Genomic DNA, 14,327 nt, shown 5'->3' on the forward strand with positions numbered 1-14,327 from the left:
CGTACGCCCCGGAAAGGTGCCACGATGGGGGGTATGGGCTTCCTCACATACGGCGGCGTGCAGGAGTACGAGTTCGACGATCGCACGCTCGCGCACCTCAAAGTCGCCATCACGATCAAGCTGCGCAGGCAGGAGAGCTTCCTCATGAGCTGGACCGTTCCAGCGGAGCGCGGCGGCGGGCGGGTCTCGATCTGGCTCACGCCATCGATCCCGCTGGCCTTCCGCTTCGCCGGCAGCCGCGCACCGCAGCTCGACAAGCAGTGGCTCGCGGTGCTGAACGAGCTGTCGAACACTCCGAGGGGGCTCATCGTGGTCTCCGAGCAAGAGGCCCAGCAGCACATGAGCGATCAGAAATAGGGGAAGCACACATGGGCCATCTGAACTACGGCAGCGGCGCGAGGTTCACCTTCGACGACCGCCTGCTCACGCACCTGCGCACCGTCATCCTCGCAAAGCTGAACCTGCAGGAGAGCCTCGTCTTCACGTGGAGCGACGACCAGCAGCAGCACAGCATCTGGCTGCACCCCTCGGTGCCGGTGCACTTCGAGTTCGACGAGCGCTCGACCGATGAACTGAACCCCGCTTGGATCGAGCAACTGCTCGCCTTCGCGAACTCCCAGGGCGGGCTGCGACTCGTCGAGGAACCGCCGCAGCCCAGCTGATCCCGGAAGAGGCCCTCGATCCGCGCCCGCGGCTCGAGGGTCTCTTCCGTTCCGCCCTGCCCGCTCCTCTCCTCCCCCCCCCCTTCGCGGCCGCCGCGCTCGCGTGTCTCGTGCATCTACCGCACTTCGAAGGCGCTGCGCAAGCCCCTGGAGCGTGTTCCACGACGGGAGTAGCGTCGAGTGCACACGAGCGGTCCTGCTCAGATGCGGGCCGCCTCATGGAAAGGAGCAGGACATGGGTTTCATTGCTTTTCTCGTGCTCGGCCTGATCGCCGGCGCGATCGCGAAGGCGATCCTTCCGGGTCGGCAGGGCGGCGGCTGGATCGTGACGCTGCTTCTCGGCGTCGTGGGAGCGATGCTCGGCGGCTGGCTGGGCTCGGTGATCTTCGGGGCGAGCCTCGAGGACTTCTGGTCGCTGCAGACGTGGCTGCTCGCAATCGGCGGCTCCATCGTGGTGCTGCTGATCTACGGCCTCATCGTCGGCCGCAAGGGCGCCGCGGACTGACCCGAGGCTCCTGCGCAGAGGCCCCCGACCCGGTTCGCCCGGGCTGGGGGCCTTTGCCGTGCTGGCGGAGGGTAGGGGATTTGAACCCCTGAGACGGGGTTACCGCCTGCTTGTTTTCAAGACAAGTTCCTTCGGCCGCTCGGACAACCCTCCGCCGAAGAGCTTAGCAAAGCCGCCACCGGGGCGGCGCCGGGCGACCGCGCGGGCCTGGCAGCCGCGCGAGAGGTCGAAAAGGGTTCGCGATTGCCGAGAGCACAGCACTTTTCGACCGCTCGCGGGCGAGCACGGGCTCCCCGAGCGGGCGCGGGCCGGGACGATCCCGAGCTCGCGCAAGGCGCTTCCCGGCCGACATCCACGTCTGCCCGACGTCCACGTCTGCCCGACATCCGAGCCCACCTCCCCGGCGGGCCCGGCCGCTATCCCAGCAGCTCGGGGAAGCGCACCCGCAGCGCCGACAGCAGACCGCCCTGCTCGACCGTGCCGGTCACGCGGCCCGCGGCGGCCTGCACCTCGGGGACGGCCTGCCCCATCGCGACGGAGTCGCCCGAGTGCGCGGCCCAGCGCAGCATGTCGATGTCGTTGCGGCCGTCGCCGGCGGCGAACACCCGCGAGCGGTCGATGCCGAGGCGCGCGGCGACCACCTCGAGCGCGCTCGCCTTCGTCACGCCGTCGGGGGCGATGTCGAGCCACGACGTGTTGCCGACCGCGTAGGAGACGTGCGTGAGGCCGAGCGTCTCGACCGCGTCGAGGAACTCCTCGAGCCGGTGGTCGGGCGACACCACGACGACGCGCGAGGCCTGCACGCCGAGCAGCTGCTCGAACGGCACCATGCGCTGCCGAGACGGCAGCGTGCCGGTGGGGATGGGCTCGGTGTACAGGAAGCCGCCGTCGGCGAGCTCGACCGCGAAGCGCGCCGTGACGAGCTGGGTGCGGATCTTGCGCAGCGCGTCGCTCGGGTCGAAGGCCTCGACGTACTCGCGGCGATAGGCGCGGTGCGCGAGCGGATCGCGGCGCAGGGTCACCGCGCCGTTGGCGGCGATCACCCAGTCGGGGCGGATGCGCAGCCGCTCCACGATCGGCAGCGTCGCGTCCACCGATCGGCCGGTCGCGATGACGACCTCGTGCCCCGCCTCGTGGAGGGCGCGGATCGCCTCGGCGAGATCGGGGTCGATGCGGCCCCCATCGGGGTCGTCGCCGGCGCCGTGGAAGCCGTGGTCGAGCACGGTGCCGTCGAGATCGAGGGCGATGATGTGCCGCTGCTCCGCGGCGACCTTGACGGGTGAGGCGGATCCGGGGGTCATCTCAGGCTCCGACCACCGGCGTGAGCCGCTCGAGACCGCCCAGGTAAGGTCGCAGCGCCTCGGGCACGATCACGCTGCCGTCGGCCTGCTGGTGGGTCTCGAGGATCGCGACGAGCCAGCGGGTGGTCGCGAGCGTGCCGTTGAGCGTGGCGACCGGCGCGGTCTTGCCGTTCTCGCCGCGGAAGCGCGTGGCGAGCCGTCGCGACTGGTAGGTCGTGCAGTTCGAGGTCGAGGTGAGCTCGCGGTAGGCGCCCTGCGTGGGCACCCAGGCCTCGATGTCGAACTTTCGGGCCGCGCTCGACCCGAGGTCGCCCGCGGCCACGTCGATCACGCGGTAGTGCAGGCCGAGCGACTGCAGCATGTCCTCCTGCCAGGCGACGAGGCGGTCGTGCTCGGCCTCGGCCTCGGCCGGGTCGGTGTACACGAACATCTCGAGCTTGTTGAACTGGTGCACGCGCAGGATGCCGCGGGTGTCCTTGCCGTGCGAACCGGCCTCGCGCCGGTAGCAGGTCGACCAGCCGGCGTAGCGCAGCGGGCCGTTCGACAGGTCGACGATCTCGTCGGCGTGGTAGCCCGCGAGGGCGACCTCGCTGGTGCCGGTGAGGAAGAGGTCGTCTTCGGGCAGGTGGTAGACCTCGGCGGCGTGCTCGCCGAGGAAGCCGGTGCCGCGCATCACCTCGGGCTTGACGAGCGTGGGCGTGATGAGGGGCGTGAAGCCGTGCTGCAGCGCCCGGTCGAGGGCGAGGTTCATGAGCGCCAGCTCGAGCCGCGCGCCCACGCCCCGCAGGAAGTAGAAGCGCGCCCCCGACACCTTCGCGCCCCGCTCCATGTCGATCGCGCCGAGCAGCTCGCCGAGCTCGAGGTGATCGCGGGCCTCGAAGTCGAACTCGGCGCGCTCGCCAACCTCGCGCAGTGTGACGAAGTTCTCTTCGCCGCCTTCGGGCACACCCTCGATCACGACGTTCTCGATGCGCACGGCGACGGCCTCGAACTCGGCCTCCGCCTCCTTCGCGCGGGCCTCGGCCGCCTTCACACCGGCCGCGAGCCGCTGGGCCTGCGCGATGAGCGCGGGCTTCTCGTCCTTCGAGGCGGCCTTGACGCGACCGCCGAACTCCTTCTGCTCGGCGCGCAACCCCTCGAACTCGGTGAGCGCGGCGCGACGGGCCGCATCCGCGGCGAGCGCCTGGTCTACCACCGCCTCATCGTTTCCTCGCGCGCGCTGGGAGCGCTTGACGGCCTCGGGATCGGTGCGGAGCAGGACTGGATCGATCACGCCCCCAGCTTACCCGTGCGCGGAGGTCGCGCCGTCAGCTGCGCGGCGCACTCCCCCGCTACCCTGGTTGCATGTCTCAGACCCCCGCGCGCAGCCTGCCCGTCGCCGCCGTGGTCTACCACCCGTTCAAGACCGACCTCGCGGCGCTGCGCAGCGCGATCGCGCATCACGAGCGCCAGTCGGGCTGGGCGCCGACGCGCTGGTACGAGACCGCGGCCGAGGACGCCGGAACGGCGGCGACGCGCAGGGCGCTGACCGAGGGGGCGAGCGTCGTGCTCGCGAGCGGCGGCGACGGCACCGTGCGGGCGGTGGCCGAGGCGCTGAGGGGAACGGGGATCCCGCTCGCCATCGTGCCGCAGGGCACCGGCAACCTGCTCGCCCGCAACCTGGGCATGCCACTCGGCCGACCCGACGAGGCGGTGCGCGCGGCGTTCTACGGGCGCGGGCGCCCCATCGATCTCGGAGTGCTGCGGATCGTGCGCGAGGACGAGAGCGAGGACGAGCACGTGTTCCTCGTGCTCACCGGTATGGGACTCGACGCCCGGGCGATCTCGGCCACCCGGGCGACGCTGAAGAAGCGCCTGGGCTGGCTCGCCTACGTGGACGCGGGCGTGCGCACCATGCTCAAGGACCGTCCGCTGCAGATCCACTACTCGGTCGACCGCTCGCCCGTGAAATCGCTGTCGGTCTACACCGTGATGATCGGCAACTGCGGCCTGATGCCCGGCGGGGTGCTGCTCATCCCCGACGCGAAGCTCGACGACGGCAAGCTCGACGTGGTGGCGCTGCGACCGCTCGGTCCCTTCTCGTGGCTGCGCATCTGGAACAAGATCGGCTGGGAGAACGGGGTGCTGCGCAAGACGAAGGCCGGGCGGCGCATCATCGACCTCGTCAACGACACGAAGAGCGTCAACTACCTGCGCGCCACCCGCTACGCGCTGTCGGTGCCGCGGCCCGAGCCGGTGCAGCTCGACGGCGACGACTTCGGCCTCGCACTCGCGGTGAACGGCACCGTCGATCCCGGCGCCCTGACGGTGCGCGTGCTGCCGGAGTGGAACGCCCCCGTCTGATCCGCCCGCGGCGCGGGATCGCGCTGAGGTGGGGGCCGGATCCGCTCGCCTGCGGCGGGACCGCTGCGACCGGCCCGTGCCGTCGGGCGCGGCCCCCGATCCCGCGCGGCGTCGGCGTCGAGCGCGGGTCTACGCGTCCTCACCCGAGCGGATCTTGCTCAGCCAGTCGCGCGCGTCGCGGAAGGTCTCGTCGTCGTGGGCGTCGCGGATGGACGCGACGACGCGGTCGGCGCGCGGGTACGAGCCGAGGAAGACGACGCGGGGGCTGAACCGCTTCACCCCGAGCAGGGCATCGGCCACCCGCTCGTCCGCCACGTGCCCCTCGGCGTCGATCACGAAGCGGTAGCGCCCCATGCGGTCGCCGATGGGACGCGAGGCGAGCAGCGTCAGGTTCACGCCGCGCGTGGAGAACTGCTCGAGCAGCTCGAGCAGCGCACCGGCGCGATCCTCGGGCAGCTCGACGATGAGGCTGGTCTTGTCGGCCCCGGTCGGCTCGCCGACCGGCTGAGTGCGGCTGACGAGCACGAAGCGGGTGACGGCGTCGGGGTTCTCGGCGATGCCTTCGGCGAGCACCTCCACGTCGTAGTGCTCCTCGATGCCGGGGGGCGCGATGGCCGCGTCGATGCCCTTCTCGGGGTCGAAGAGGTCGCGCGCGGCCTGCACGTTCGACGTCGCGGGCAGGTGGCGATGCCTCGGCACCTGGTCGTCGAGCCAGGCGCGGCACTGACCGTAGGCGACGGGGTGCCCCGAGACGACCGCGATGTCCTCGAGACCGGTGCCCGGGCGGGCGACGAGCACGAAGCGCACGGGCACGAGGTACTCGCCGATGATGCGCAGGCCCGGGATGGTCGCGAGGGCGTCCTGCGCGACCGTCACACCGCCGTCGATCGAGTTCTCGATCGCGATCATGGCGGCGTCGCTGTAGCCGGTGACGACGTCGTTCAGCGCCTCGCCGAGGTTCGCGACGGGGTTCCACTGCTGGCCGACGGCCTCGGGCACCTGCTTGAGCGCCGCCTCGGTGAAGGTTCCCACCGGCCCCAGGTAGGAGTAGCGGCGGGCGGGGGCGGGGCTCTGCGACATGCTCACCAGATTACCGCTCGTGCGGCGCGAGCACGCGCTGCGCCGAGCGGGCGGGGAGGAGCGCCGAGGGCGCGCGGCATCCGACCGAGGCCGGGGCCGTGCCGTGCACCGCGCGGAAGGCCCGCGAGAATGCGGGGAGGTGCGCGTATCCGAGCTCCCGCGACACCTCGGTCGCCGTCTCCCCGAGGCCGAGGCGATTGCGGGCCCGAGTCATCCGCACCATCCGCGACCACGCGGCCGGTGTCTCGCCGCTGCGCTCGCGCACGATCCTGCGCAGGTCCCGCTCGCCGCGCCCCAGTCGGCGCCCGGCTTCCTCGATGGTGAGGTGAGGCTCGAGGGCGATGAGGCTCGCGAGCGCGGCGAGCCCCGTGTCGTCGTCGCCGACGTCGGCACGCGTCGACCCCCGCAGCACCGCGTCGAATCCTCGTGAGGGGTCGGCGCCGCCTCCGCCCGTGCCGGTGTATGCGGCGAGCATGGCGGACACCATGTGCCAAGAGTCGATGCCGCCCACCTGGGCGGGGGCGAGCGGCGCTCCGATCGCCCCGGTGCGCCCCGAGCGGAATCCGACGGGGAGCAGCAGCGATCCCGGCTCGATGCCGATGTCGTTGCGCACCCCCGCGGGCAGCACGACGGCCTCTCCGGCGCGGAGGCGCAGCTCTCGGCCGCCGACCGCGATCGCGGCGGAGCCGACGGCCACCCAGACCGCGACGTGCCCGCCGTTCACGCGGGCCCAGGTACGGTGCGTGCGGCGACGCCACGCCGAGGAGACGACGAGCTCGGCCGCGGGCTCCTCGGCGTCCGGGGAGCGCCGCCACCGCCCGGGGGTCGTCCCCACGACCTCGGCGAAGCCGCGCACGAACGCCGCGCTGCTGTGGTACCCGACACGGTGGGCCACCCATTCGATGTCGCGTCCCTCGGCGAGCAGCTCCGCTGCCGTCCAGGCCCGTGCGCGGCGCACCCACGCGCTCAGCGTGAGCCCCGTCTCGGCAGCGAAGCGGCGCTGCGCGGTGCGCACGCTCCAGCCGGTAACGGCGGCCTCGACCGCGCTCGCGAGATCGAGGTGGGGGTCGTCGGCGAGCATCTCGGCGAGGTCCTGGAGTTCGGGTGAGGCGGGAGCGGGCGGAGCGGAGAGGCCGTGGCCGGCGCGGCTCCGCGTCGCGGTCCGCACCCGCACGCCCGGCTCGGAGGGGGCCGCGTCCTCGTGCGCCGCATCCAGGTGGCCGAGCGCGCGTGAGAACTCATGGAGGAGGCCGGGGAGGTGAGCCGGATCCACTCTGACGCTCGCGGGCCTCACGGGCCCGGTCGATGCGGCGGGCACGGGGATGACGATCGCCTCCGACGAGGCGCGCACCTCGACCGTCGCTCCGGCGGGTGCCCAGAGCGCGGTCCCGCTCTGGATCAGGTGGCGGTCGCCGTCCGCAATGATCCTCGCCGAACCGCGCACGACGGCGTAGAGCAGGGGCTCCGGAAGCCGAGTGGCTCGGGGTGGTAACACGGTGTCGTCCTCAATCAACAGACGTTAGCAAGGGTTGGCTAACTTGATAGTACCGCGCGGTGATCCGACCGCGCCCAGAACCCCACACCGCCCGGAGGTCCCCGCATGGCGAGACACCTGTCTGCCCTCATCGTCGCCGCTGCCGTCGCAGCCCTGCTCACCGGATGCAGCGCACCCGGTGCGGCCACCCCCGCATCCGACACCGCCACGGGCTCGGCCGACGCCGCGGGCTGGCCCCGCTCCGTCGAGCACGAGCTCGGCACCACCGAGATCCCCGAGAAGCCGCTGCGCATCGTCTCCACCTCGCCCTCGATCACCGGAAGCCTGCTGGCGATCGACGCCCCGCTCATCGCATCCGGGGCGGCGACCGTGACCCCGCTCACCGACGACCAGGGCTTCTTCACCCAGTGGGCGGAGACCGCCGAGGAGCGCGGCGTCGAGGTCGCCTACAAGAACCTCACCCTCGACGTCGACGCCGTCGACGCGTTCGAGCCCGACCTCATCATCGGCTCGTCGAACGGCGGCGACGCCACGGGCGACGCCTACGAGCAGCTCTCGGAGATCGCACCCACCGTGATGCTCGACTACAGCAGCATCACCTGGCAGGAGCTCACCACCGAGCTCGGCGAGATCACGGGCATGGAAGCGGAGGCCGCCGAGCGCATCGCCGAGTACGACGACTGGGTCGCCGAGCAGGCGAAGCAGATCTCGCTGCCGGAGCAGCCCGTCACCGCCCTCGTCTACATGGGGGCCGACGGCTCGTGGGCCTTCACCGCCGACAGCCCCCAGGCCGAGCTCCTCACATCGCTCGGGTTCACCTACGAGCCGGTCGCGGCCGAGTACCGCGCCGACGACCAGAGCGGTCGAGGCGTCGACGTGCTCACCAGCGAGAACTCCGCGGCGGGCCTCGCCGGGGCCGAGACCATTCTCACGGTCGCCATGGGCGGCGGCGACCCGGTCGCCGACTTCACCGGGGATCCCCTGCTCGCCAATCAGCCCGCCGTCGCGAACGACCGCGTCTTCTCCCTCGGCACCCAGTCGTTCCGCCTCGACTACTACAGCGCCAAGCTGACCGTCGAGCTGCTCGTCGACACCTTCGCGGGCTGAGCCGATGACCCTGACGGTTCGAGCCGAGAGCGGGGCGGCGCGCGAGCGCCGCCCCGCTCCGGTCCGCCGCACCGCGGCGCTGATCGCCGTCGCGGGGATCGCGCTCGCGGTCTCGGCGGTGCTCGGCCTGGGACTCGGCTCGAACCGGATCGATCCCGCGACGGTGGTCGCGGCGCTGACGGCGTACGACCCCTCCGACGACGCCCACCTCGTCGTCGTGCAGTCGAGACTGCCCCGAGTCGTGCTCGGGATCATCGTCGGCGCGGCCCTCGGCCTCGCCGGCGCGCTCATGCAGTCGGTCACCCGCAACCCGCTGGCCGACCCCGGGATCCTCGGCGTCAACGCGGGAGCGTCACTGCTCGTGACCATCGCCATCGCCTATCTCGGTGTGACGGGCATCGGCGGGTACATCTGGTTCGCGTTCCTCGGAGCGGCCGCCGCCGCGGTGGTGGTCTACCTCCTCGGATCGGCTCGGCGCAGCGCAGCGACCCCCGTGCGGATCGCACTCGCGGGCACCGCCGTGAGCATCGTGCTCGGCGCCGTCACCCAGATGATCCTGATCAGCAACGAGACCTCCTTCAACACCTACCGGTACTGGGTGGTCGGCTCGCTCCAGGGGCGCGGGGCCGAGGTCATCCTCACCGTGCTGCCCTTCATCGCGGTCGGCATCCTCGCCGCACTGGTGCTGATCGGCCCGCTCAACGCCATCAGCCTGGGCGACGAGACGGCCGCGGCGCTCGGCACGCGAGTCGCCGCCGGTCGCGCGGGAACCGCCCTCGCGGTCGTGCTGCTCGCCGGATCGGCCACGGCGGCGGCGGGGCCCATCGGCTTCATCAGCCTCGGCGCGGCGCACATCTCGCGCCACTTCACCGGCAACGAGCACCGCCGCCTCATCCCCGCGGCGACCCTCGTCGGCGCCGCGCTGCTCGTGGCCGCCGATACGGCGGGCCGCGCCATCGTCGCGCCGTCCGAGCTGCAGACGGGCATCGCGGCCGCCCTCTTCGGCGGCCCGCTCTTCATCGCACTCGTGCGTTCGCGACGGGTGGCGTCGCTGTGAGCGCGGCTGCGCTCTCCGTTCCGAGCGGTCGGGTGCTGCGCGTCGGCCCGCTGTCGCTGCGCGTGCGGCCCCGGGTGCTGCTCGTCGGCGCGCTCCTGCTCCTCGTGCTGCTCGCGATCGTCACCGCGTCGCTGCTGATCGGATCGCAACGGCTCGGCTTCTCCGATCTGGCGGCGGTCGTCACGGGTGAGGCGCGGCCGTCGCTCACCCGCTCGGTGCTGGGGCGACGGCTGCCGCGCGCGCTCACCGCCGCGCTCGTCGGCGCGCTCCTCGGAATGAGCGGGGCCGCCTTCCAGTCGCTCTCCCGCAATCCGCTCGGCTCCCCCGACATCATCGGATTCACCTCGGGGGCCGCGACAGCTGCGGTGTTCCAGATCGTGGTGCTCAGCGGCGGCATGATCGCCACGGCGATCGCGGCGGTGCTGGGCGGCATCGTCACGGCGCTGATCGTCTACCTCCTCGCCCGCCGGGACGGGATCACGGGCGGGCTGCGCCTCGTGCTCGTCGGCATCGGGGTGGGTGCGGTCGTCAGCGCGATATCGGCGCTGCTCATCGCGCGCGCCGACATCGACGACGCCCTGCTCGCGCAGCTCTGGAGCTCCGGCTCGCTCACGGGCCGCGGCTGGCCGCACGTCTGGGCGACCCTCGCGGCGCTCGCGGTGGTCGGACCGGTGCTGCTACGGCTCGGCCGCGATCTCGCGCTCATCGAGATGGGCGACGACAGCGCGCACGGCGTGGGCGTGCAGGTCGAGCGCACCCGGTTCGTCGCCGTGATCGTCGCGGTCGCCGCCGCAGCGGCCGCGACCGCTGCGACGGGCCCCATCGCCTTCATCGCCTTCGCCGCCGGGCAGATCGCCCGACGCCTCGCCCCGGTGCCGGGCGTGCTGCTCGGGCTCTCCGCCCTCATCGGCGCCGCGCTGCTCGCGGGCGCCGACCTCCTCTCGCAGAACCTCGATGTCGGGCTGCGCACACCCGTGGGGCTCGTCACGAGCGTGCTCGGCGGCCTCTACCTGCTGTGGCTGCTGGCCCGCCGCATCTGAACGGATCCTCATGGCTGAACACCCTCTCACCGCACCCCCTCCGATCGCGGAGGCGAACGTCCCATCCGACCTCGGCCGCGCGCCCGCGGCGGTCGGCGCGCCGCCCGCTCCGACCACGGCCACCGTGGCACCCGCGGCCCTCTCGGCACGGGGTCTCACGGTCGGCTACGGCGGTCACGAGGTCGTCTCCCGGCTGGATCTCGCAGTGCCGACCGGGGGCTTCACGGTGATCATCGGGCCGAACGGCTGCGGCAAGTCGACGCTGCTGAGATCGCTCTCGCGCATGATCCGCCCGAGTCGAGGATCGGTGCTGCTCGACGGGCGGGATCTCGCCGCTCTGCGCGCCAAGCAGATCGCGCGACGCGTCGGCACGCTCGCGCAGGCGCCGACCACGCCGGCCGCGATCACGGTGGCCGACCTCGTCGCGCGCGGCAGGAACCCTCATCAGACGCTGCTGCGGCAGTGGAGCCGGGATGACGAGCGCGCCGTCGCGGCCGCGCTCGACGAGGTGGGCATGACCGCTCACGCCGACCGCCTCGTCGAGGAGTTGAGCGGGGGGCAGCGGCAGCGGGCCTGGATCGCGATGGCGCTCGCGCAGGAGACCCCGATCCTGCTGCTCGACGAGCCCACCACCTACCTCGACGTGGCCCATCAGATCGACGTGCTGGATCTGTGCTCCCGCCTGCACGAGCAGGGTCGCACGCTGGTGGCGGTGCTGCACGACCTGAACCTCGCAGGCAGATACGCATCGCACGTCGTGGCGATGCGCGACGGAGCGATCGTCGCCCAGGGCGCGCCCGACGAGGTCATCACGGTCGAGCTCCTGCGCACCGTCTTCGATCTCGGCGCGCGGATCATCCCCGACCCCGAGACCGGGCGGCCGCTCATCATCCCGCGCGACCGGCGCGCGGCTCGACCGACCCCGACAGATCAGGAGAACCCATGACTTCCCAGACCCCGCTGCACCGCTCCGCCGCGATCCAGTCCGACGACCACAACCGCGGCCTCGTGCTGGGCACCGCCACGGTGCACGAGCTGCACGACATCTCCGCGCACCTCGTCCGGGTCGTGCTCCGCATCCCCGACCTCGCCGCCGAGCCGCTCTGGGAGCGACCGAACACGGCGCTGCGGTTCTACCTCGAGGACCGTTTCGAGGCGGCCTCCCGGGTGTACACCGTGCGCTCGGCGGACCCCGCGGCGGGCACCGTGGAGGTCGACGTGGTGCGGCACGGCGCCGCGAGCCCGATGATGCGCTGGCTCGAGGCGCTGCAGATCGGGGACGCCGTGCAGTTCGGCGGCCCGCGCCCCCACTTCACGATCCCCGACGTCGATGGGCGCGAAGCCCTGATCTTCGCGGACGCGACCTCGCTTCCCGCGCTGTACGCGATCCTGCAGCAGGCGGATGAGTCGCTGACGGGTCGGGGCTGGATCGCGACCGACGACGAGACGGCGTTCGCGGAACTGCCGCAGCTGCCCGGCCTGCCCCTCTCCCGGATCCGGCCCGGCGTCGGATTCGGCTCCCAGCTCGCCACCGTCGCGGATCCGTCTGCCGCGGTGGTCTGGGGTGCGGGAGAGCGCGACGAGATGCGCGAGGTGCGGCGGTTCTTCCGCACCGGGGCGGGCCTCGCGAAGGAGGACGTCGCGGTGTTCGGCTACTGGAAGCGTGGCACGACCAATACGCAGATCGACGCCGAGCGGCTCGCCGCGTACGAGAAGGTCCTCGCGTCCGGAGGCACGGTCACCGAGCTCGACGATCTCGCGCTCCCGATCTGACGACGGGGTCGGCGCCGCCTGTGGCCTCGGGTCAGCCGAGCACCCGCTGCACGAGCTGCTGCGCCGCCCGCTGCACCTCGGCGAGGTGCTCGGGGCCGCGGAACGACTCGGCGTAGATCTTCATGACGTCCTCGGTGCCCGAGGGGCGCGCCGCGAACCAGGCGTGCTCGGTCTGCACTTTGAGGCCGCCGATGGGGGCGTCGTTGCCCGAGGCGCGGGTGAGGATCGCCGTGATCGGGTCGCCCGCCAGTTCGGTGTCGGTCACGTCGTCGGGCGAGAGCCCGCCGAGGCGGCCCTTCTGCTCGGGCGTCGCGGCCGCGTCGACGCGGGCGTAGGCGGGATCGCCGAAGCGCTCGGTCAGCTCGCGGTAGCGCTCGGACGGCGACTGGCCGGTGACCGCGCGGATCTCGGCGGCGAGCAGGGCGAGCAGGATGCCGTCCTTGTCGGTGCTCCACGCGCTGCCGTCGAAGCGCTGGAACGAGGCGCCGGCGCTCTCCTCCCCGCCGAACACCACCTCGCCCGACGACAGGCCGGGCACGAACCACTTGAACCCCACGGGCACCTCGAGCAGCTCGCGCCCGTGCGAGGCCACGACGCGGTCGATGAGCGCCGACGAGACGAGGGTCTTGCCGATCCTGGCCGACGCCGCCCAGCCGGGCCGGCGCGTCAGCAGGTAGTCGATGGCGACGGCCAGGTAGTGGTTGGGGTTCATGAGCCCGCCGTCGCGGGTGACGATGCCGTGCCGGTCGGCGTCGGCGTCGTTGCCCGTGACGAGGTCGTAGAGCGGCTGGTAGTCGGCCACCGTCGACATGACGTGGCGCGAGGAGGGATCCATGCGGATCTTGCCGTCCCAGTCGAGGTGCATGAAGCCCCACTGCGGGTCGACGCCCGGGCCGAGCACGGTCAGGTCGAGGTCGAAGCGATCCCGGATCGCGGCCCAGTAGGCCACGCTCGCGCCGCCGAGCGGGTGCGCGGCCATGCGCACGCCGGCCTCGCGGATCGCGTCGACGTCGATGACCTCGCCGAGCGCCTCGACGTACTCGCCCAGGAAGTCGTAGCGCCCCACCGGCTCTCCGCCGAGGCCGTCCTCGGAGGCCCGCGGGATCGCATCGACGCCGCGCCGCCCGCCGCTCCGCTCAGCCGGGCCGTCGGCGGCAGGGGCCGGCCCGCCCGCGAGCAGTTCGTTGGCGCGGGCGGCGATCCAGTTCGTCGCGTCGGTGTCGGCGGGCCCGCCGTGCGGCGGGTTGTACTTGAAGCCCCCGTCGGCCGGCGGGTTGTGGCTCGGGGTGACGACGATGCCGTCGGCGCGGCCGGGGTCGTCGGCCGTGCGGCCGCGGTTGTGGGTGAGGATCGCGTGGCTCACCGCGGGCGTCGGCACGAAGACCTCGTCGCCCGTTCCCGCCTTCGCGAGCACCTTCACGCCCGCGGCGGACAGGACCTCCCGGGCCGTGTGCTCGGCCGGGGACGACAGGGGATGCGTGTCGGAGCCGATGAAGAGCGGGCCCTCGATGCCCTGCGCCGCGCGATACTCGGCGATGGCCGCGCTGATCGCGACGATGTGCGCCTCGTTGAAGGAGCCCCGCAGCGACGAGCCCCGGTGGCCCGAGGTGCCGAACACGACCCGCTGGGACTCGTCGGTGGGATCCGGAACCACGTCGGTGTACGCGGCCAGCAGCGCCTCGACGTCGATGAGGTCGTCCTGCTGCGCGGGCTGCCCTGCTCTCTCATGCATGTCTCCAGTGTGCCAGCCCCCGCGGCGGCCCGCACGTGGCGTCTTCACCACCTCACCCCACGCCGCATTCCCCGCCCCGCCTCGCGCCGCATCCCGCCCGCCCCACCTCGCGCCGTATCCCGCCGGCCCCGGGTCCGCCCCATCCGCTTTCCTCCTCCGAGCCCGCCCCCTTCCCTTCACCGAACCCCGCCCCGCCCTTCCCCGAACCTCCGCCCCGGCTTCTCCCAACCCG

At 72.6% G+C, this 14,327-nt stretch carries 14 protein-coding genes and 1 tRNA gene; 9 read left to right on the top strand and 6 right to left on the bottom strand.

Annotated features, from left to right (window positions below; genetic code table 11):
* Positions 1-33 precede the first annotated feature (33 nt).
* The 3 genes from Leucomu_RS12610 (at position 34) to Leucomu_RS12620 (ending at position 1,167) form a co-directional block, all read left to right on the top strand.
* Complete coding sequence (locus tag Leucomu_RS12610) at positions 34-357, top strand: DUF7882 family protein (protein ID WP_128387434.1); 324 nt, start codon at positions 34-36, stop codon at positions 355-357.
* Positions 358-368: 11 nt separating this feature from the next.
* Positions 369-662 carry a DUF7882 family protein gene (locus Leucomu_RS12615; protein WP_017883743.1) on the top strand — a complete coding sequence of 98 codons (294 nt, stop codon included), beginning with the start codon at positions 369-371 and terminating at the stop codon, positions 660-662.
* A 235-nt stretch (positions 663-897) separates the two neighbouring features.
* Complete coding sequence (locus Leucomu_RS12620) at positions 898-1,167, top strand: GlsB/YeaQ/YmgE family stress response membrane protein (protein WP_017883744.1); 270 nt, start codon at positions 898-900, stop codon at positions 1,165-1,167.
* A 62-nt stretch (positions 1,168-1,229) separates the two neighbouring features.
* Here the strand turns inward: Leucomu_RS12620 and Leucomu_RS12625 are convergent.
* From Leucomu_RS12625 to serS, 3 genes are all read right to left on the bottom strand, one after another.
* Positions 1,230-1,320, bottom strand: a tRNA-Ser gene (locus Leucomu_RS12625).
* Between the two features lie 263 nt (positions 1,321-1,583).
* Complete coding sequence (locus Leucomu_RS12630) at positions 1,584-2,468, bottom strand: HAD family hydrolase (RefSeq protein ID WP_017883745.1); 885 nt, start codon at positions 2,466-2,468, stop codon at positions 1,584-1,586.
* A gap of 1 nt (position 2,469) precedes the next feature.
* Complete coding sequence (serS, locus tag Leucomu_RS12635; RefSeq protein ID WP_017883746.1) at positions 2,470-3,741, bottom strand: serine--tRNA ligase; 1,272 nt, start codon at positions 3,739-3,741, stop codon at positions 2,470-2,472.
* A gap of 71 nt (positions 3,742-3,812) precedes the next feature.
* Here serS and Leucomu_RS12640 point away from each other — a divergent pair, with 71 nt between their 5' ends.
* Positions 3,813-4,811, top strand: a complete 999-nt coding sequence (locus tag Leucomu_RS12640; RefSeq protein ID WP_017883747.1) for a diacylglycerol/lipid kinase family protein — start codon at positions 3,813-3,815, stop codon at positions 4,809-4,811.
* A gap of 129 nt (positions 4,812-4,940) precedes the next feature.
* Here the strand turns inward: Leucomu_RS12640 and pheA are convergent, their stop codons facing one another.
* The gene (pheA, locus tag Leucomu_RS12645) at positions 4,941-5,891 is read right to left on the bottom strand and encodes a prephenate dehydratase (protein WP_017883748.1); all 951 of its coding nucleotides are present in this window, start codon (positions 5,889-5,891) and stop codon (positions 4,941-4,943) included.
* 10 nt (positions 5,892-5,901) lie between these two features.
* Complete coding sequence (locus tag Leucomu_RS12650) at positions 5,902-7,386, bottom strand: AraC family transcriptional regulator (protein ID WP_128387435.1); 1,485 nt, start codon at positions 7,384-7,386, stop codon at positions 5,902-5,904.
* Between the two features lie 105 nt (positions 7,387-7,491).
* Here Leucomu_RS12650 and fepB point away from each other — a divergent pair, with 105 nt between their 5' ends.
* Genes fepB through Leucomu_RS12675 form a run of 5 tightly spaced genes read left to right on the top strand, consistent with a single transcriptional unit; the run spans position 7,492 to position 12,363 of the window.
* Positions 7,492-8,493: a Fe2+-enterobactin ABC transporter substrate-binding protein gene (gene fepB / locus Leucomu_RS12655; RefSeq protein ID WP_017883750.1), complete on the top strand. Its 1,002-nt coding sequence runs from the start codon at positions 7,492-7,494 to the stop codon at positions 8,491-8,493.
* A 4-nt stretch (positions 8,494-8,497) separates the two neighbouring features.
* Positions 8,498-9,550: a FecCD family ABC transporter permease gene (locus Leucomu_RS12660; RefSeq protein ID WP_128387436.1), complete on the top strand. Its 1,053-nt coding sequence runs from the start codon at positions 8,498-8,500 to the stop codon at positions 9,548-9,550.
* Entirely contained in the window at positions 9,547-10,590 is a 1,044-nt protein-coding gene (locus Leucomu_RS12665; protein ID WP_164884561.1) for a FecCD family ABC transporter permease, read from the top strand. Before Leucomu_RS12660 ends, Leucomu_RS12665 begins: the two co-directional genes overlap by 4 nt.
* 10 nt (positions 10,591-10,600) lie before the next feature.
* Positions 10,601-11,536 carry an ABC transporter ATP-binding protein gene (locus Leucomu_RS12670; protein WP_128387437.1) on the top strand — a complete coding sequence of 312 codons (936 nt, stop codon included), beginning with the start codon at positions 10,601-10,603 and terminating at the stop codon, positions 11,534-11,536.
* Entirely contained in the window at positions 11,533-12,363 is an 831-nt protein-coding gene (locus Leucomu_RS12675) for a siderophore-interacting protein (RefSeq protein ID WP_017883754.1), read from the top strand. The genes Leucomu_RS12670 and Leucomu_RS12675 overlap by 4 nt, the downstream gene beginning before the upstream one ends.
* 31 nt (positions 12,364-12,394) lie before the next feature.
* On the opposite strand, the gene pgm is transcribed toward Leucomu_RS12675, so the two are convergent.
* Entirely contained in the window at positions 12,395-14,095 is a 1,701-nt protein-coding gene (gene pgm, locus Leucomu_RS12680; RefSeq protein WP_128387438.1) for a phosphoglucomutase (alpha-D-glucose-1,6-bisphosphate-dependent), read from the bottom strand.
* Positions 14,096-14,327 lie beyond the last annotated feature (232 nt).

The organism is Leucobacter muris (assembly GCF_004028235.1).
GTDB lineage: Bacteria > Actinomycetota > Actinomycetes > Actinomycetales > Microbacteriaceae > Leucobacter > Leucobacter muris.